This window comes from Amycolatopsis sp. NBC_00438 (assembly GCF_036026695.1).
Lineage (GTDB): Bacteria > Actinomycetota > Actinomycetes > Mycobacteriales > Pseudonocardiaceae > Amycolatopsis.
Window position 1 is genome coordinate 4,560,795 of the sequence record NZ_CP107923.1, and the last position, 17,711, is coordinate 4,578,505.

Genomic DNA, 17,711 nt, shown 5'->3' on the forward strand with positions numbered 1-17,711 from the left:
AACGATCAGTGTCACGCTGAAAATTCCGCCGCACCGCACGGTCGAAACCCGTCGTACACTCCGAACGCGAGGGCATTCCCGGCCTTCGCCCACCGAGGGGTGATGCGGCGATGAGCGACCAGGAGCAACAAGCACTCGATCGCCTCTACGAGATCGACAACGTGCTGACGATCGACATCGTGCTACCACAATCCGACTGGGACGCCGTGCGCACCGAACAGCCGGCCGGTGGGGCGTGCAACTTCGATTGGGCCGGCGGCAGCCGGTTCACGTGGCGGAAGGCGACATCGGTCGAGATCTCCGGGACGAAGTTCCCCGACCGGACGACGTTCCCCGACGTGGGGATCAAGAAGAAATCCTTCTGCGGCTCGTTGAACAGCGACAAGCCCTGCCTGCACATCGACTTCGCCAAGTTCCTCGACACCAACAAATCCCTGATCCGCGCCCTGATCGGTTCGCAGTACCTGACCCTCAACAACTCGGTCCAGGACGCGTCCTACCTCCGGCAGCCTCTCGGCTACAAACTGTTCGAACTCGCCGGGCTCCCCCACTCGAGGTGCAACTTCGCCCGGGTACTCGTGAACGGCGTATCTGTCGGCCAAGGGGTCGCGGGGGTCAACGGTCCCGGGATCTTCGTGAACGCGGAACCGATCATGCCGCGCTACATCGAACGCAACTTCGGCAACACCAAGGGGAACCTCTACGAACTCGAACACAAGGACGACTTCGTCGACGCCAGGTTCGACCTCATCGGCGTCGAGTCGCTGTCGGCGTTCGAGGACAAGGCCGATCTGCGGTTCGCCATCGACCACATCGCCGCGCACGGGCTGGCCGGAGCGAGCCAGGTCTTCGACCTCGACCAGTTCGTCAAGCTGTACGCGATGGAGTTCTTCCTCAAGCACTGGGACGGCTACACCAGGAACACCAACAACACCTACGTCTACAACGACGTCACCGCCGTCGCGGCGCCGGGCGTGGACGACATCGACTTCAAGATGATCCCGTGGGGCCTCGACCAGACACTGCAGCCCGGGCGGCACTTCAAGATCGACACGAACGGCCTGCTCGCCAAGCTCGTGCGCGACGACGCGGGCCGCCGCGCGCAACTCGTCGAGCGGATCCGCGGCTACCGGGACACCGTTTTCGATCGCAAGACCCAGCAAACGGTGCTGAAGCCGCTGCTCGAACAGATGGGCGCCTTGCTGACCGGCCTCGGAGCGCCCGACATGCCGGCGCAGGTCACCGCGGTACGAAAGCAGCTCCGGCTCGCGGTGTCCGCCGGCTACCTCTTCGGCGGCCTGCCGGGCACCGAGGGCGCCTACGTTCGCGACGACGTCACCAACGACTGCATGCACGCCAGCACCACCGAAACCATCCCCGCGGCTGCCCCCGGCCCGGCGAACTCCGAGGTCATCCACCGGCCACGGCCCGGCAACGTCGACGACACGGATCTGTGGTGCTTCGGCGACCTCGGCCCGGGAAAGTCGGTCGGCAACAAGGCCTCCGGCAAGTTCCTCCACGCGAGCACGACGACTTCGAGTCAGGGCCACGAACTGCTGTGCACGTCCGAGGCGGACAACACCGACCACGCCGACGAGTTCGCGGTCACCCCGGCCGATCCCGTCAACCCGCCCGACGACAACTTCACCTTCAGCGGATACTTCACGCTGACGAGCAGCCGAACCACGCTGGGCGCGGCTTTCGGTGCCGACACCACACCGGGCGGAAGACCCCGGGTCCATCAGGATCCCGCGCCGTCGAAGTTGTACTTCTCCTGATCACAAAACCGCATAACCGCCGGAGTCGTCGACGACGAGGATCTTGTGCTCACCGCCGATCGAGAACGTCGTGACGCCCTCCGGCTTCGCGGTCCGGTGGAAGACGGTGTCGAGAACCTGGACGCTGTCGCTCCCCCGGGTCCACCTGCCGAGCCGGAACGGCTCGTCGTCCCGGCTGGTCGAACGACCGAGCAGAAGGAGGAAGTCCCCGGTTCGCGCATCGTGGGAAATATCGCGGATCCCCACCGCCGTGGCCGATCGAGGCACCCGGACGTGCACCATTGCGGGAGAACCCAGCGACGCCGTCGTCCAGCCGGCGCCACCGGCGTCATCGGCGTGGATGGGGACCTGAACCACCGAGACCCGTCCGGGGCCGGCCGGTCCGCGCAGACCGAACACGAGCGCGTTCGCACGTGGGTCCCAGGCGAGACCCTCGACGTTCAGCCCGCCGTCGTCCGGCGCCTGCAGACCGGCTTCGGCGAGCGTGGGCTCGTTCGCGAGCAACCAGGCGCGGAATCCGTCCATCGCCTCGGCGTGCAGGTCACCCTCAGGACGATAGCGAACACGCACCAGACCGTCGTCGATCCGGCCTTTTCCCGATCGGCAGAGGGAGGAGGAGACGACGAGAAAAGTCTCTCCGTTCACGTCGACCCGGGTCAAGCCTTCGGGATCCCGCAACGCTCCCTCGCCCAAGCCGGTCAGCCGGCGCCGGTGAATCCGCTCGACCACTTCGACGTTCGCATCAAACGTCATCTCGAACAAAGCGGTGGGGTCTTTGTTGTCGATGAAGACGAATCGCCGCGAGCCGACTGCCACCACCCCGGACGCGTTGAAGGGCACTTTGCCGTTCTTTTCGGGGAACGGAGTCGGCTTGACCACGCAGGGAGTGTATTCCTCGTTTCCGGTGTGCGTGCCGGCCGGCACGACTTCCTCGCCGCGCACTTGCGACCACCAGGTGAAGTTCGGACGTCGCTGTAACTCCCGGCACACGTGCGACGACTGACGCCCCGTGCTGTTCCCGGCGCGTCGGCGAGTGGATCGGATGAACGGATGACAGAAATGGCCCGTCCGGAGGACGTCGGTCGCGAAGGGCGGACACGACCGCCCCGGATCGCGATCGACTTCGCAGACCTGGCACGGGAAGTCGTCGCCGAGGTAGCTCCCCAGCAGTTGCCCTACCTCGCGCTGGTGACCGCCGAGTGGACGAAGGGGAAGGACCCCCGCAAGCCCTCGGCCGGCTGGTCCGGCGGCGAGGTCCGCTTCGGCGGACAAGGCTTTTCGGCGCTCGGCGACGTCATCCTCCCGTTGCTGACCGGGACCGCCGCGCAGGTGCTGGGCGCGGCGGGGTTCGCCGGCCTGCAGCGCCGGCGGTGGTGGCGCCGGCGCCCGCGGCCGGCCCAGCTCGTCCTGGACGTCGACCGGATCGGCGAGATCCGCGACGCGTGCCTCGAACACGGCGTGACACTCGGCCTGAACACGGCCGAGGCCACGCTGCTGAGCGACGCCGTGCTCGGTGTCCTGCGCCGGGCGGCGGACGGCGGACGCGGGTGAGCGCCCTCGTCCTGCCGGCCCCGGACGAGGCCGGGCACCGCCTGCGCGCCGTGCCTGCCCCGTCCCGCCTGTGGTGGGTCTACGTCCTGGTCACGCTCGCGCTGGCCGCCACCGGCGCGGGCGCTGCCGAGGCCCTGTTCGTCACGCACGACTTCGGCGACTACACCGCGGCGCAGACGTGCCTGGAGGACAACGGGATTTCGGTGTCGGCCGCGAGGCCGCCGGTTTCGGCCGGCCCGATCTACGACGCCTGCACACGCGACTACGACCGGCGGCTCGCGTTCAGCAGCCTCGGCGGAGCCGCCGTGCTGCCCGTCGCCGCATGGCTGCTGATGGTCTCCGGTGGCCTGGGCACCCGACGGCGGCTGCGATCGCGGCGGCTCGCCGTCGTGCCGCCGGTCGACCTGGACCGGCTGACCGCGCGCTTCACGACGTTGTGCGGCAGCCAGGGCTTGACCGGACGCCGACGGCCGCGGCTGGTGCTGGCCCCGCCCGCGACGGCCGTCACGGACGCGTTCACCACCGGCCTTCCGGGCGGCCGGCCGTGGGTCGTCGTGCCGCTGGCCTACGCCTACGCCGATCAGGCCGCGTTCGACGCCGTCGCGCTCCACGAACTGGGCCACGTCCGCAGCCGGGACGTGCTGTGGGCTTCGGCCGTCTGGTGGGCCGGCTGGCTGACCCTGCCCGCGCTGGTCCTGGCGCTGCTCCCGATCCTGGGCCTGCCCGCGGAGATGTGGGACTTCTACGGCGGATCACTGATCATCGCCGCAGTCACCGCCGTCTCGCTGCTCGTCGTCCGCGCCGCGCTGCTGCGCCGGCGCGAACTCGCCGCCGACCGGCACGCGGCGGACGTGCTGAGCGATCCGGCCGCCACGGCCGTCGCCCTCGGCACCGGTGCCCGCCCGGTTTCGTGGGCGAGCCGGGTGTTCGCCACGCACCCGCCGGCGTCGGACCGGCTCAAGCCCGACGGGCGCGACGGGCGGTGGGAGGGCGGTTTCGTCTTCACCGCCGCCGCCGGCATCGTGGCGATGCTGACCTACCACGGCGTGTACGCCGTGCTCGCCAACCTGCTCGGCTTCGTCGACTCGGACCCGCGGCTGTCCGCCGACGTGGCGCTGGCCGTGGCGGCGCTGCTCTGGACCTCGGTCGTGCTTCCCGCGTGGACCCGCCGGGCGGCGCTGCCCGAGCTCGGCTGGGCGGGCTCCCGGGCCGGCGCGGTGCTCGGGCTGGTCGCCGGATTCTGCCTGCAGGCGCCGGGTGCGAGCGCGGCGATCACCGACTTCTTCGCGCCGCAACGGCCGGTGCTGGTCCTCGCCATGACGCTGGCCGTGTTCGCGGTCAGCGTGCTGGCCTCCGCGGTCGCGACTCGCCTCGCCGTACCCGAGGACAGCGCCCCGCGCCGGCGGCTGAGCAGGTTCGGCGCCTCCCTCGCCGTGGTGGTCGCCACGACCGCGGCCGTCAGCGGGACGGCGTCTTCGGTGACGACCTATCTCCTCTTCCCCGATCCGGCGACGGCTCGCGGTTACGTCGCGGGGCTCGGAAGCGATCGTGCGTGGCAGTACGCCCCGGCGCTGATCCTGGCCGGGCTCGCGCTCCTCACCCTGCGGCAGCGGTGGCGCCGGCCCCGGCCGGTGGTCGTGGCGGTGATCGTGGTGACGGCGGTGGCCGGCGGAGCCGCCGCGGCGCTGTCCTGGCTCCTGCGCGTGCAGGACGGCCAAGCCGACGGGGTCCGGTACCTCCTGGCCTACCAGCGGTGGTGGATCTGCGCGTTCGCCGGCCTGGTCGCATCCGTGGCCGTCGTGCTCGCGAACCGGCGTCGCGGCGCGACCCTGGCCGGGGTGCCGGCGGCGCTGGTGAGCGGGCTGCTGGCCACCACCGGCGCCGGTGCGCTCCAGTACACGACCGTCCGGGTCGCCGGGTACGCCAAGGAGTCGACGCTCTTCGAGCAGTCCGTGCAGCTGCCCGGCTGGCTCCTGCTGGTCACCCTGATCGGCACGCTCCCGCTGACCTCGCTGCTCGTGTTCGCCTGGGCTCGCCGGACACCCCGGCGCGGAACGGCGCCGTGGGCCGTGAGCGCCGGGGCCGCCACCGTCCTGCTCGCCGCACTCCTGGTCGACGGGAGACTCACGGCGGTGACCGTCGCGGAGCAGGACTACGAAGCCGGCCAGGCCGTCCTCGCCCTGGCCGCACCGCCGCCGGCTCCGGTCGCACCGGCGACCGCGGCGGACCACGGCCGCCCGCTGGACGAACCGGCCGCCACGTCGGCGCTCCCCCGGCTGAAGGCCGTTCTCCCGCCCGACGCGGAGCTCGAGGACAACACGCCTTCGACGTCACCGACGCTGACCCCACCGGCGTGCGACGCCGCGGCCAAGAAGCTCAGCACCACCGAGAAGGCCCTGCCCCGGACCGCCGACGTCGAGCGCACCTACAAGTTCGCGGCGGCCGGCACGGTCGGCGGCGGGCACGTGACGGCGTCGGTCACCTCCTACACCGGCGTCGAGGACCTGTTCTCCGAGACGGACGACGAACTGCGCGCGTGCGGGCATTACCGCACCCCGCAGGAGAACTACGACGGCGGGCACCTGGACGGCGTCATCACGGCGGGACCGGTACCCCCGCTGCCCTACCCCGCTCGCAAGCGCGAATACGCACTGACCGGGCGGTTCCACGGGAAGCCCGCGACCGTCGTCATCCGGGACTGCGTCGTCCACATCGGACACAACGTCCTCGGCGTCCAGGTCTTCGGGGGCTACCTCCGGAATCCGTCGCAGGCCGAACTGGAGCGCTTCGACCGGCTCCTGACGGGCCTGGTGACCGAACTCGCCGGAGCGCTCTGAGCACGAGCGGCGCAACCTCGGGACGGCCCCCTCGCCCGGCGAGACTCCCCTGTGAGTCTGTCAGCCGTGCGACGCGCCCGCTTCCGGTTTGCCGGCGAGGAAGTCCTCCAGGATCTCGGTGAACCGTGCCGGCTGCTCCTCGGCGACGTAGTGCCCGCAGTCGTCGAGGACCACCCCGGTGACGTCGTCGGCCGCCAGCCGCATCGTCTCGGCGGCCAGCGTGCCGCTGTACTGCGCGCCGCCGATGGCGAGCACCGGCAGCGTCAGCCGGGTCTTCTTGCGCTGCTCGTTCTGCGCGATCGTCTCGTCCAGTGCCCGGTAGTACGCGAAGCTCGCCCGCAGCCCGCGAGGATCCGAGACGATCGCGTCGACGTAGACGTCGACCGCGTAGGCGGGGATCGCGGCCGGGGTGGCGCCCTTGGTGGCGAACTGGTGGCCGAAGAAGAGCGGCTCCCGCCCCCGGACCAGCTCCTCGTTGAGGCCGGTGAGCCGGTTGAAGCCGAAGTGCCAGAGCCGCTGGTTGACCGCGGCCGTGCTGAAGACCGACGGGGTCGGCGTGAGACCGGGGATGATCGCGTCGACGACGGAGAGCCGGCCCACCCGCTCGGGGTGATCGGCGGCGAGGGCGTAGCCGGTCCACATGCCGATGTCGTGTCCGACCACGTCGAACCGGTCGTGCCCGAGCGCGGCCATCAGCGCGACCAGATCGGCGGCCAGCGTGCCGGCGTCGTACCCGTCGCCGGGTTTGTCGGACAGCCCGGCGCCGCGCGAGTCGACGGCGACGACGGTGTGCGCACGGGCGAGCGCGGGCATCACCTCACGCCAGGCGTACCAGGTCTGCGGCCAGCCGCCGACCAGCAGCAGCGGCGGGCCGTCCCCGCCGGTGACCGCGTGCAGCCGCAGCCCGTCCAGCTCCACGAGCCGGCTGGTGAAGACGTCGGTGAACCCTTCGGGCAGCCGCAGCGAGCTCAAGTGTGTCGTGCCGGCGGCCGGGCTCATCTTGGAACGATCGGTGCAACTTGTCATGCCGGCCACCATACGCATCTTGAAACGATCGGTGCAAGATGTGTAGGCTGCCGGACATGGCGGGCCGCAAGCAATTCGACGTGGACGAGGCGTTGCGCCGCGCGATGCACGTTTTCTGGCGCTGGGGCTATTCGGAGGCCTCGATCGACCGCCTGACCGAAGGCACGGGCCTGGGCCGCAGCTCGCTGTACAGCACGTTCGGCGACAAGAGCACCCTCTTCCGGGAGGCCCTCCAGCGGTACGCGCAGACCTACCACCCGCTGTACGACCGGGCGCTGTCCGGCCCCCACCCGAGCCCGAGCGCCGTCGTGGCCGCCTACCTGCGGGTCACCCTGAACCGCATCGCCGACCCGGCGGTCCCGGACGGCTGCCTGCTCACGATGTCGGCAGCGCAGTTCCCGGCCCTCGACGCGGAGGGCCAGGCCATGGTCCGCGCCATGATCGACGGCCTGCGGGCGATGCTGGAGCAGGCGTTGCTGGCGGCGGGAGCCGACGAGCAGGAGGCGGCGGAGCTGGCGTTGTGCGCGCTGGCGACGAACAAATCCCTGGCGGTGCTGAGCCGCGCCGGCTTCTCGAACGACGACCTGGCAACGGTTGCCGCAGGCGCCGCTCGCATCCCCGGGAGCCCACACCCGCTCCCTTGAGCAACACGACCGACGCCCTCCCCCGCACCCGGCGACGCTCACCCCGAGCAGCATCACGCGGATGACCGCCAGTCGCGGGAACTGCGCTTGGTTGTCCACCGTCGCCGACGGCGGCGCACCCCGGTGGCTGACTCGGCCGGAGTGGTCGCCGCCGTCGGCGACGGTGTCGCCATTTCCGCGTCGGCGACCGCGTCACCTCGCACTTCTACGTTTCCTCCTACGCGAGAGCCGCGCTGCCGGTGATCGCCCTGGCTCCGCCGTCGACCGTGCCGGAGAGAGCGAGCTCGTCGCCCTCGCGGCGGCCGTGGGTCAGGACGGTCGCGCCCGAGAACACCGGACTGGAGAGGCGGTAGTCGAACGAGGCCACCGGCCGGTCGGTGTGGCGGCGGGGGATCTCCAGCAGCAGCAAGGCGAGCAGCGGGCCGTGCACGACCAGGCCGGGATAGCCCTCGACCTCGGTGACGTAAGGCTGGTCGTAGTGGATCCGGTGGGTGTTGTAGGTCAGCGCGCTGAACCGGAACAACTGCCGCGGCCCGGTCGGGGTGCTGATCTTCCAGTCGTGGGGCGGCTCGCCGGCGGGTACCGGCGTCGCCAGCTGCCGCTGCTGCCCGGCGGGCTGGGAGCGGTAGACGACGTCCTGGTGCTCGGTGAGCAGGAGCTCGTCGCCGCGCCGGTATTCGTGCCGGACGGTCACGAACACCATCTGCCCGCTTCGGCCGTCCTTGACCGCGACCCCGGCCAGTTCACTGCGGCGGTCGATCCGGTCGCCGACGAGGATCGGCGAGTGCACCTGGAGCCGTCCGCCGGCGATCATGCGGCGCCGGTGCGGGATCGGTGGCATGAACCGCCCTTCGGCCGGGTGCCCGTCCTCGCCGAGCGCGGACTGGGCGGTCGGCTCGAGGAAGTGGAACCAGTGCCACAGCGGGGGCAACGGTTCGTGCGGCCGCGCTGCGGGGCCGGGAAGATCGAGCAGCGCGGAAAACGCCGCCGCCGGCCACGGACCGATCACCTCGGAGGTTTCCGCGGGCTCGGGCTGCCACCCCGCGACCGCCGCGGCGAGGTCCGCCGTCGTCGTCACCGCAGGCCCCCACGGGAGACGAGCTGCCGGACGATGACGTTCTGCTGGATCTCGTTGGTGCCTTCGCCGACGATCATCAGCGGGGCGTCGCGGAAGTAGCGTTCGACGTCGAATTCGGTGGAGTAGCCGTACCCGCCGTGGACGCGGATCGCGTCCAGCGCGACCTCCATCGCGGTTTCGGAGCAGAACAGCTTCGCCATCCCGGCTTCCAGGTCGGCGCGCTCGCCGGCGTCGTACCGGCGGGCCGCGTGCAGGAGCAGCTGGCGCGCGGCGGTCAGTTTGGTGGCCATCGTGGCGAGGTGGTTGCCGACGGACTGGTGCTTCCAGATCGGCTCGCCGAACGACTCGCGTTCCTGCGCGTAGCGCAGGGCGTCGTCGAACGCGGCCCGGGCGACCCCGGTGGCGCGGGCGGCGACCTGGATGCGGCCGACCTCCAGTCCGCGCATCATCTGCGCGAACCCCTGGCCTTCGGTTTCGCCCAGCAGCGCGGTTTCGGGCACGTGGCAGTCGTCGAAGGTGATCTCGCAGCTTTCGACGCCCTTGTAGCCGAGCTTGGGCAGGTCCTTGGAGACGGTGAAGCCGGGGACCTTCTCCACCAGCAGGATGCTGATGCCCTTGTGGGTGGGCTCGGCCTGCGGATCGGTCTTGCACAGCAGGGCGACGAGGCCGGAGCGGCGGGCGTTGCTGATCCAGGTCTTGGTGCCGTTGATGACGTACTCGCCGTTGTCCTTGCGCGCGGTGGTGCGCAGGGCCTGCAGGTCCGAGCCGCCCCCGGGTTCGGTCAGGGCCATGGTCGCGCGGAGCTCGCCGGTGGCCATGCGCGGCAGGTAGCGCTGCTTCTGGTCCTCGGTACCGTAAGTGAGGATCAGCTTCGCCACGACGGTGTGGCCGCCCATGGCGCCGGCGAGGCTCATCCACCCGCGGGCCAGCTCTTCGGTGACCATCGCGTAGCACTGGGTGGAGACCTGCAGGTCGCCGTAGGGTTCGGGGATGGCCAGCCCGTAGACGCCGAGCTGCTTCATCTGCTCGATGAGCTGCTCGGGGTAGGTGTCGGCGTGTTCGAGCTCGCGCGCGGTGGGGCGCACGTCACGGTCGACGAAGTCGCGGACGGTGTCCACGATGGCCTGCTCGACGTCATCCAGCTGGTCCATGGCTTTCTCCTCTGGCTTTCTCCTCAGTGGTGGGTTTCGAGCCGCCGGCGGGCGCGGTCGACGACGGGCTTGTCGCCCCCGACCTCACCCTGCGCACGGAACCCGCGCACCAGGAAGCCTTCGTCCACCAGGAAAACACCCGGACGGTGGGCCAGCGGAACCCCGGTCGAGGTCACGGTCGGTGCCCCGTTCGCCTGGGCCGCCGAGCAGCAGCGTCCACCGTACGTCGAGTTCGCCGTTTCGCTGACCTGAACCCACCCGCGAGCCACCCAGGCCGATGGCGATGCCCTCGTCGGGACACTCACCCGTCTCGGCGTCCGCCCTCGATGCCACTTCCACGGACCTTGGCGTTGCTGACCGCGCCGACGAGATGAGGAACCTCGAACCGCACGTAGCGCCCGGTTCCAGCGGCCGCGTTGAGCCGCTCGGGTTCGGCACCACCGCCCCAGCGGCCGGTCGAGACGCGGGCTTCGAGCGCGTGTAACGCGGCGATCGTCTCCGCGGGCTGGAACGCGCAGTGCCCGGTGCCCTGGACGAACGCCTGCCGCAGCAGGTGCCCGGTCCCCGCCGCGGCCACCCGCCGCGCGTACCAGTTCTCCTGTTCCACGGGCACAAGCTGGTCCGCGACGGTGTGGATGGCCAGCTCGGGCACCCGCAGGCGTCCGGTCGGCACGGACGTCCGGGCGAGCGCGGCCACGGCACCCGGGTCGGCCGTGATGTCCGCGTCACGGCTCAGCTTCGCCAGGTCGGCATCGAGGTTCAACCCCGCACGCCGGTAGAGCGTCCGAACCTGCTGGGCGTGGCTGCTGCCGCCGAACAGCGCCCGGTAGTCGGTGCCGCGGGTCGCCGCGCTGTTCCCGCCCGCGGCGAGCTCGATCTGGTAGCGGCCCGTCATGACGAAGCCGAGCACGAACCCGGCCAGCGTTCGTTCTTGCTGTGCCTCTTGGGTTTCGTAGTCCCGGGGCGCGGGCGGCGCGGCGCCGGTGTACCAGGTGGGCACGTTCATCAACGCGGCGGCGAGCGCGATCCGGGCCCGGCCGGCCGGGGTGGCCTGGGCGTCGCTCGTGACCTCCGACAGGGTCGCGGCCGCGGCGGCGGCCTCGTCCTGGCTGCCGTAGCGGACCAGCTTGATCGCCTGCTCGGGAGCGAGCAGGTGCGACAGGGCGTACTCGCCGTGGAGCTGGTAGTCGTCGAGGTTGAGCGCACCCGCGACCAGCCCGCAGGTCGTCAGCGCGCCGTCGATCCGGCGGTGGGGGTCCTCCGCCTCCCGGGCGCTGACCAGTCCGCCCATCGACGTCCCCCACGCGATGGTGCGCTCCGCCGCGCCGATTTTCGCCTCGAGCGCGGCCAGCGCGCCGAACTGGTCGCCGACCGCGGACTCCAGCGCCCACCACGACGGCCCCGAGTAGGACGAGCCGACGAGGGCGTAGCCGCCGGCCAGGAGTGCCGTCGCGGTCGCCGCGTCCGGCGCGTCCTGCGCGACGAGCGGCCCGAAACCGTGGCTGTAGAGGATGATCGTGCCGTTCCACGACTCCGGTACGTCCGCCACCCAGGTCGCGCCGCCGGGCAGCTGTCCGGTGTGGTGCCCGGCTTCGGTGGCGTCCGCGGCCGGCGCCAGGCCCACCACCAGGAGCGTCGTGATCGTCAAGGAGACCAAACCGGAACGCCACTTCATCGTTCGGCCCCCACCGCTCCCGCCTCGGCCGGATCGGCCAGGTCGACCCGGTTGCTTTCGCGCAGTACCAGCACGCACAGCACCGTGACGAGGCAGCAGGCCGCGATCACCGCGGAGATCACGCCGGTGCCCGTGCCGGCCAGAGCCGCGAACACCACGGGCGCGATGCCCGCGCCGAGCCCGGCGATCTGGTAGCCGAGCGACGCGCCGGTGTAGCGGGTGCGGGTGGAGAACAGCTCCGTGCACAGGGCGGCCAGCGGCCCGTACATCGCCGGGTGCGCGACCGATTGGCCGAGCACGACCGCGAGGGTCAGCAGAACCGCCGAGCCGCTGTCGATCAGGGGGAAGAGCAGGAACCCGACGATGCCGGTGGCCACCGCCCCGGCGATGACGACCGGGCGGCGTCCGACGCGGTCGGACAGCGCCGAGTAGCCGACGATGGCGAACACCGCGCCGACCGAGGACACCGTGATCGCGTTGAGCACGGTCTGGCGCGAGAATCCCGCGTGGACGGCGTAGGCAAGCACGTATGTGGTGAGCGTGCCTTGGGCGACGAAGGCACCGAAGCCCACGCCGATCGCCAGCAGCAGGTTCTTCGGGTGGCGGCGCAACACCTCGAGCAGCGGGGTGCCTGCCCGCCTGGAGGAGGCGGCGAAGACCGGGGTCTCGTCCACCTTCAGCCGGACGAACAGGCCGATGGCCAGCAGGACGACGCTGAGCAGGAACGGCACGCGCCAGCCCCACGCGAGGAACTGCGCGTCGGTGGTCACCGCGCCCATGAGGGTGAGCAGCAGGGTGGAGACCACCATCCCGCTGGGCGCGCCGGCGTTGGTGAAGCCGGCCCACAGCCCGCGGCGGCTGGTCGCGTGCTCGGCCGACATCAGCACCGCGCCACCCCACTCGCCGCCGACGGCGATGCCCTGCAGCACGCGCAGCACGATCAGCAGCACCGGCGCCCACACGCCGATCTGCGCGTAGGTGGGCAGGACGCCGATCAGCGTGCTGGCGACGCCCATCATCGTCATCGTGATCACGAGCATCCGCTTGCGCCCCAGCAGATCACCGAAGTGCCCGAAGACGATCCCCCCGATCGGGCGCGCCAGGTAGCCGGTGGTGAAGGTGCCCAGGCTGGCGATCGTGCCGATCGCCGGATCCAGGTTCGAGAAGAAGACCTTGTTGAACACCACCGCCGAGGCGGTGGCGTAGAGCAGGAAGTCGTAGTACTCGATCACGCTGCCGAAGTAGCTGGAGAACACCGCGCGGCGCAGCTGCGCGCGCGACCGGAGGTTTTCTGCCATCGCGTGTCCTGCCTCGTCGCCGACCCGCGTGACCCGCGTCACGCCGCGACGAACGTTAAGCACTTCGGTAACTACCGTCAATACTCTGCCCAACATCAAGCCGGGCTTATGCTCACGAAGTGACCGACCTGGCCATCCCCGCCGCCGCCGAAGAGCTCGGCGCCGACGCACCGCGTCCCCAGACGCTGCTGCTCACCTTCTTCGGCGGCCACATCCTCGACCGCGGGATCCACGTCGCCACCTCGAGCGTGCTCGACGTGCTGGAGCGTGCCGGGATCTCCGAGCACGCCACCCGCTCCACGCTCAGCCGCATGGCCCGGCGCGGCCTGCTGCACCGGGTGCGCCGCGGCCGGCACGTCTACGTCGGGCTGACCGACCGGTCGCGGGCGATCCTGCACGACGGCGAGCAGCGCATCTGGCGGGCCGGGGCGGTCAACCGGCAGTGGGACGGCACCTGGACCCTGCTCGGGTTCTCGATGCCCGAGTCCTGGCAGCGCCAGCGGCACGCCCTGCGCTCACGCCTGCTCTGGGCGGGGTTCGGCAGCTTGCAGGGCGGGTTGTGGATCGCACCGGGGCACGTCGACACGGTCCCGCTGCTCGACGGCCTCGACGCCCACGGCCACGTGCGGGTGTTCCAGGCCCGCACGCTGCCGCCCACCGAGGTCGCCGAGATCGTCCGGGAAGCCTGGGACACCGACCGGCTGGCCGAGCACTACCGGGCCTTCCTGTCCCGCTGGCAGGACCCGGAAGCCCAGGCGCCGGACAGCCTCGCCCGCGACCTGCTCCTGGAGTCCGACTGGCTGCAGACCATCCGCGCCGACCCGCGCCTGCCCCGCGAGCACCTGCCCGGCGACTGGCCGGCCGAATCCGCGCAGGAGCTGTTCTACGCTCTGAGCGCCGAGCTGAAGCCCGCCGCTCGCGCCATCGCGGCCGGCCTCCTCGACACGATCACCGACAAACAGGCCGACGAGCACTGACCCCGCCAAGGTTGGCCGACGGACCGCCTGTCCATCCATGTGACGCAGAGTCCTGAGTAGACGCATTGGTCGACCGCCGCCGGGGAACGGTACACCGCGTTCGGCGGGACGTCAGTTGTCCGCTGCTGCAGGTTCGCCGGACTGCAGTGGTGCGCGGTTCATGGTCCGCATGGCGGGCAACAAGACCGGCGCAGTGGTGGCGGCCAGGAAGATCACCGCGAAGGCGAGAAGAGTGGTGCGCAGGCCGGTGGCTTCGATGAGACTGCCCGCCAGGAGCGGGCCGACGGGAGTGCCGATCCAGGCGCCGGCCTTGAGGGCACCGAGTGTGCGGGCGCGCAGCTGAGGCGGGATGCGTTCGTAGAGCACGGCGTTGAGGATCGGATTGAGTCCTCCGGTGCCGAGCCCGGCGATGAACGCGACGATCAGCGCGAGTGGCAGCGTGTGGGTCAGGGCGAGGACGAGGGACAGCGGGGCACCGGCGATGAGTACCCCGATCGTGAACACAACCCGTCTGGGAAGTCTCGGCCCCAGCCAGGCGGCGACGAGTGCGCCGATGATGGCGCCGGCACCGAGCGCGCCGGCGATCAGGCCGAGTGCCTGGGGCCGGTGCAGGTGATCGCGGACCCAGACCGGTATGAGGACGGCGTTGATGCCCTGGTCGAGCAGGTTGGTCACCGCGATCATGGCGGCGAGCGCGAGCAGCAACCGGCTGGTGCGGATGAACCGCACACCCTCGTTGAGGTCTGCCAGGTACTGCCGTGTGCTCAGTCGCCGTTGCAGCTGTTGCGGCTGAGCGGCTACGGGGACGAGCAGGGCGACGAGTGCCGCGGCGAGCGCGAAGCTGATGCCGTCGACGAGCACGACCGTCGGTGCGCCGAGGACGGTGACCAGGATCCCGGCCGCCGAGGCGCCCACGAACAGGCCGGTCTGGCTCACGCTGCCGTGCAGCCCGGCGGCACGTTCCAGGGGTACTGCCCCGAGACCCGCGGTGCCGGGCACCAGGACCTGCCCCGCGCAGTCGGCGAGGCCCCGGACCGCCCCGGCGGCGGCCACCAAGCCGGCGAGCGCACCCAAAGGGAGAAGGTCGATGGCGTAAAGCGCCGGAATGGCGCAGATCGCGACGGCTGCCGCGGCGTTGCCCAGCACGTAGATCCGCCGGGCGCCGACTCGATCGACCAGCGGTCCGCCGAGCGCCTGCATCGCAACATACGGTGCCATCTCGGCGAAGGCGATCATGCCGGTGCGGGTGGCACTGCCGGTCGAGGTGAGCACCAGCCACGGGATCGCCAACGCCGACATCGACGTGCCCAGCACCGAGATGAGCTGAGCGGCCAACAGGCCGGTCAACGGCCGCCGCGACAGGCTCTCCGCCATGACCTCGCGACGATGAAACTCCGGATCCATCAGATCCCCCCTGGCTACGGACGTCGACTTTACTGAAGGGCGAGAGAAGCCGGTTCGGGCCGGCCTTCACCAATGCCCGACCTCTTCGAACGCGTGCAGCAAGTCGTCGACGCCCTTTTCGCGAACGCCCTCATCCGGCCCGCGACAGCCAACCGACGATCGCCGGCCGTGAACGGACCCAGGTCCTCACAACGAAGGGGCGAGGGCCTGGCAAAGGGAGGTGGGGAACTTCGGCTCGACGGCCAGGATTTCGCCGCAGCCGCCGCCGTTCGCCGAGGCGAAACTCGCCCACCCGTTACCCGCCCAGCGGTAGGCGACCCGATTCGCGGCCTGGCCGGCGTGCCGCTGCAGGTCGTGGATCAGCCAGTTCTGGTCGCACGCCCGCGTGGTGCCCGGGTACTCGGCCTCCGCGCTGAACTCCGCCTGCGCGACCCACGCCGGGTCGCAGTGGTCCGCGGGCGGTTCGCAACCGAGGATCTTGTCGCACTTCTTCCAGCCGCCGGCCACCAGCCCCCAGGCGTCCCCGACGTTGACGATCACCGGACGCTTCCCGATCGGTGCCGCCGTCTTCATCGGGAAATCGGCCGAGACCTGTTTGCAGTCCGGATCGTCCTTGGGCCGGAACAGGACATCGGCGTCGATCCTGTTGGCGGTCTCTTCGACCTGGATGTGCGGTCCGACGGCACAACCGGGCAGGTCGACGTGCAGTACCGCACTGTGGTCGTCCGGGCCCGGCCGGACGTCGGTGACCCACGCCGACATGTCCGCCGGAGGAGCCGGCACGGGCGGCGAGTCCGGAGTGGTGGCCGGCGGCGTGGTGTCCGGGGTGGTCACCGGCGTGGTTTCCGGGGTGGCGGCGCTGCGGTAGGGGATGTTCAGCGCCAACAGCAGCCAGAACCCGAGCCCACCGACGGCGAGCAACCCGAAGGTCCAGAGGACGGGCCTAACGAATCTCGACATCGAACGACGTTCTCCCACCATCGGCTGTACCGCCATCGTCGAACTCGCACGCTGGTGGGTCAACCCATTCGGCTATTGCTGAAACCGGACGCCGACGCCGGTATCAATCACGCTTCCCCGTGCGAATTCGGCCTGACAGCACCGAGCTCGAGACCGAACGGACGTGCCCCGGCCGGATCTCTGCTCCTCGGATCGCGGTCGCGTCGCGAGGTGCTACCGGCCCGGCACCCGCGTGCCGGCCGCACTGCAACCCGGCAGCTCAAGCGGAAGACGGCCAAGGTCACCGCGGCCATCGAGCTGTAAGTGCCAGCGGCCGGACTTGCGACCCGGTCATCAGGGCTGGCCCTGATGACCGGGTCGCTTCCGCGGACCACGCTGATGCCCATGGTTCACCGGGTCGAAGGAGCGCGACGATGTCCCCTGGCTACCTGACCGGTGCCGACTTCCGGTTCCTCGGGCAACCCATGCGGCCCGGCCAAGGGGTCAACCCCGTGCTGGCCGAAGTGCTGACCGCGGTCGAGGCCGATCTGGCCGGCAGCGACAGCTCGCTGACCGAATCGATCGTCGGCTGGCGCTCCAGGAACGGCCTTCACGCCTCCGGCTCCGCCGTGGACCTCAACGTCACCCAGATCCCCTACATCGTCACGCGCACCGGATCGACGCTCGGCGGGGAAGCCGCCGCCGAAGGGCAGCAGGCGATGCGACAACGCGCTGTCGAGGTGTACGACCGCGCGGTCGCGTTCTTCATCGGGACCGGGCAACGGGCCGACGTGAGCATCCGGGTGCACGACAGCATCGAGGTCACCTACGACCGGTTCCGGCTGGTGTCCGACGCACTCGTGTTCTACCTGTCGTGGGCGGTGTCGGCCGTACCGGTCGAGGTGAACCGGCCCCCGATACCCGGCGTCGAAACCCTGGGCGACTTCGACCCGGCGTTCGACCGGATCGATCCCGCCCGCGAACTGGCGCGGCCCCGTGACGAGGCGATCGCGGGGATCGCCGCTCTGTTCGCCGACCCGGACTGGGCGGCGCTGCACTCCGGCCTGCCGACACCGGAGGCACAGTACTTCCAGATGCTGTGCGACTACGAACTCGTCCGCATCCCGATGCTGTACGGCAACCCCGCGAACCCGGTCACCAAAACCCGCAACCCCGCTCACGGTTTCCTGCAGCTCAGCCGCGAACTGGTCTGCTCGATGATCAACACCGGCAACCGGGTGCTGGGAAAACGCGGCAAGATGCGCTGGGGAGCGAGCGACTTCGAGGCCCACCAAAGCGGCGACGTGATGCACTTCGACCTCGGCACGCACGCCGGCTTCGCCCCGGAGTGAC

General features: G+C 70.7%; 15 protein-coding genes. 6 read left to right on the plus strand and 9 right to left on the minus strand.

What is annotated here, in order from left to right; translation table 11 throughout:
- The first annotated feature begins 110 nt into the window (after window positions 1-110).
- Complete coding sequence (locus tag OG494_RS20140; protein ID WP_328457937.1) at window positions 111-1,778, plus strand: CotH kinase family protein; 1,668 nt, start codon at window positions 111-113, stop codon at window positions 1,776-1,778.
- On the opposite strand, the gene OG494_RS20145 is transcribed toward OG494_RS20140, so the two are convergent.
- On the minus strand, window positions 1,779-2,720 hold the full coding sequence (locus OG494_RS20145; protein WP_328457939.1) for a DUF3616 domain-containing protein: 942 nt from the start codon (window positions 2,718-2,720) through the stop codon (window positions 1,779-1,781).
- Window positions 2,721-2,837: 117 nt separating this feature from the next.
- On the opposite strand from OG494_RS20145, the gene OG494_RS20150 reads away from it, so the two are divergent.
- Together OG494_RS20150 and OG494_RS20155 are read left to right on the plus strand one after the other, a co-directional pair.
- Entirely contained in the window at window positions 2,838-3,329 is a 492-nt protein-coding gene (locus tag OG494_RS20150) for a hypothetical protein (protein WP_328457941.1), read from the plus strand.
- The gene (locus tag OG494_RS20155) at window positions 3,326-6,166 is read left to right on the plus strand and encodes a M48 family metalloprotease (protein ID WP_328457943.1); all 2,841 of its coding nucleotides are present in this window, start codon (window positions 3,326-3,328) and stop codon (window positions 6,164-6,166) included. Before OG494_RS20150 ends, OG494_RS20155 begins: the two co-directional genes overlap by 4 nt.
- Before the next feature lie 60 nt (window positions 6,167-6,226).
- Here the strand turns inward: OG494_RS20155 and OG494_RS20160 are convergent, their stop codons facing one another.
- Window positions 6,227-7,165, minus strand: coding sequence for an alpha/beta fold hydrolase (locus OG494_RS20160; protein ID WP_328457945.1), 939 nt, complete (start codon window positions 7,163-7,165; stop codon window positions 6,227-6,229).
- An 83-nt stretch (window positions 7,166-7,248) separates the two neighbouring features.
- Between OG494_RS20160 and OG494_RS20165 the strand changes: the two genes are divergently transcribed.
- Window positions 7,249-7,836 carry a TetR/AcrR family transcriptional regulator gene (locus tag OG494_RS20165; protein WP_328457947.1) on the plus strand — a complete coding sequence of 196 codons (588 nt, stop codon included), beginning with the start codon at window positions 7,249-7,251 and terminating at the stop codon, window positions 7,834-7,836.
- 217 nt (window positions 7,837-8,053) lie between these two features.
- Here OG494_RS20165 and OG494_RS20170 read toward each other — a convergent pair whose 3' ends face one another.
- From OG494_RS20170 to OG494_RS20190, 5 genes are all read right to left on the minus strand, one after another.
- The gene (locus tag OG494_RS20170; protein ID WP_328457949.1) at window positions 8,054-8,914 is read right to left on the minus strand and encodes an FAS1-like dehydratase domain-containing protein; all 861 of its coding nucleotides are present in this window, start codon (window positions 8,912-8,914) and stop codon (window positions 8,054-8,056) included.
- The gene (locus OG494_RS20175; RefSeq protein WP_328457951.1) at window positions 8,911-10,065 is read right to left on the minus strand and encodes an acyl-CoA dehydrogenase family protein; all 1,155 of its coding nucleotides are present in this window, start codon (window positions 10,063-10,065) and stop codon (window positions 8,911-8,913) included. Before OG494_RS20175 ends, OG494_RS20170 begins: the two co-directional genes overlap by 4 nt.
- A gap of 23 nt (window positions 10,066-10,088) precedes the next feature.
- Window positions 10,089-10,241 (minus strand): hypothetical protein, encoded by a 153-nt coding sequence (locus OG494_RS20180; RefSeq protein ID WP_328457952.1) that lies wholly within the window; start codon window positions 10,239-10,241, stop codon window positions 10,089-10,091.
- Between the two features lie 125 nt (window positions 10,242-10,366).
- The gene (locus OG494_RS20185) at window positions 10,367-11,740 is read right to left on the minus strand and encodes an alpha/beta hydrolase (RefSeq protein ID WP_328457954.1); all 1,374 of its coding nucleotides are present in this window, start codon (window positions 11,738-11,740) and stop codon (window positions 10,367-10,369) included.
- Window positions 11,737-13,038 (minus strand): MFS transporter, encoded by a 1,302-nt coding sequence (locus OG494_RS20190; protein ID WP_328457956.1) that lies wholly within the window; start codon window positions 13,036-13,038, stop codon window positions 11,737-11,739. Before OG494_RS20190 ends, OG494_RS20185 begins: the two co-directional genes overlap by 4 nt.
- Before the next feature lie 119 nt (window positions 13,039-13,157).
- Here OG494_RS20190 and OG494_RS20195 point away from each other — a divergent pair, with 119 nt between their 5' ends.
- Window positions 13,158-14,015 carry a PaaX family transcriptional regulator gene (locus tag OG494_RS20195; RefSeq protein WP_328457958.1) on the plus strand — a complete coding sequence of 286 codons (858 nt, stop codon included), beginning with the start codon at window positions 13,158-13,160 and terminating at the stop codon, window positions 14,013-14,015.
- Between the two features lie 111 nt (window positions 14,016-14,126).
- Here the strand turns inward: OG494_RS20195 and OG494_RS20200 are convergent, their stop codons facing one another.
- Window positions 14,127-15,419: an MFS transporter gene (locus tag OG494_RS20200; protein ID WP_328457959.1), complete on the minus strand. Its 1,293-nt coding sequence runs from the start codon at window positions 15,417-15,419 to the stop codon at window positions 14,127-14,129.
- Window positions 15,420-15,605: 186 nt separating this feature from the next.
- Window positions 15,606-16,379 (minus strand): hypothetical protein, encoded by a 774-nt coding sequence (locus OG494_RS20205; RefSeq protein ID WP_328457961.1) that lies wholly within the window; start codon window positions 16,377-16,379, stop codon window positions 15,606-15,608.
- Window positions 16,380-16,792: 413 nt separating this feature from the next.
- On the opposite strand from OG494_RS20205, the gene OG494_RS20210 reads away from it, so the two are divergent.
- On the plus strand, window positions 16,793-17,710 hold the full coding sequence (locus OG494_RS20210) for a hypothetical protein (protein ID WP_328457963.1): 918 nt from the start codon (window positions 16,793-16,795) through the stop codon (window positions 17,708-17,710).
- Window position 17,711 lies beyond the last annotated feature (1 nt).

What these genes read in the sequence shown, in the direction of transcription:
- OG494_RS20140 (WP_328457937.1), top strand. Translation starts at nt 111, where the DNA reads ATGAGCGACCAGGAGCAACAAGCACTCGATCGCCTCTACGAGATCGAC.
- OG494_RS20150 (WP_328457941.1), top strand. Translation starts at nt 2,838, where the DNA reads ATGGCCCGTCCGGAGGACGTCGGTCGCGAAGGGCGGACACGACCGCCC.
- OG494_RS20160 (WP_328457945.1), bottom strand. Translation starts at nt 7,165, where the DNA reads ATGAGCCCGGCCGCCGGCACGACACACTTGAGCTCGCTGCGGCTGCCC.
- OG494_RS20165 (WP_328457947.1), top strand. Translation starts at nt 7,249, where the DNA reads ATGGCGGGCCGCAAGCAATTCGACGTGGACGAGGCGTTGCGCCGCGCG.
- OG494_RS20175 (WP_328457951.1), bottom strand. Translation starts at nt 10,065, where the DNA reads ATGGACCAGCTGGATGACGTCGAGCAGGCCATCGTGGACACCGTCCGC.
- OG494_RS20185 (WP_328457954.1), bottom strand. Translation starts at nt 11,740, where the DNA reads ATGAAGTGGCGTTCCGGTTTGGTCTCCTTGACGATCACGACGCTCCTG.
- OG494_RS20190 (WP_328457956.1), bottom strand. Translation starts at nt 13,038, where the DNA reads ATGGCAGAAAACCTCCGGTCGCGCGCGCAGCTGCGCCGCGCGGTGTTC.
- OG494_RS20200 (WP_328457959.1), bottom strand. Translation starts at nt 15,419, where the DNA reads ATGGATCCGGAGTTTCATCGTCGCGAGGTCATGGCGGAGAGCCTGTCG.
- OG494_RS20205 (WP_328457961.1), bottom strand. Translation starts at nt 16,379, where the DNA reads ATGTCGAGATTCGTTAGGCCCGTCCTCTGGACCTTCGGGTTGCTCGCC.
- OG494_RS20210 (WP_328457963.1), top strand. Translation starts at nt 16,793, where the DNA reads ATGTCCCCTGGCTACCTGACCGGTGCCGACTTCCGGTTCCTCGGGCAA.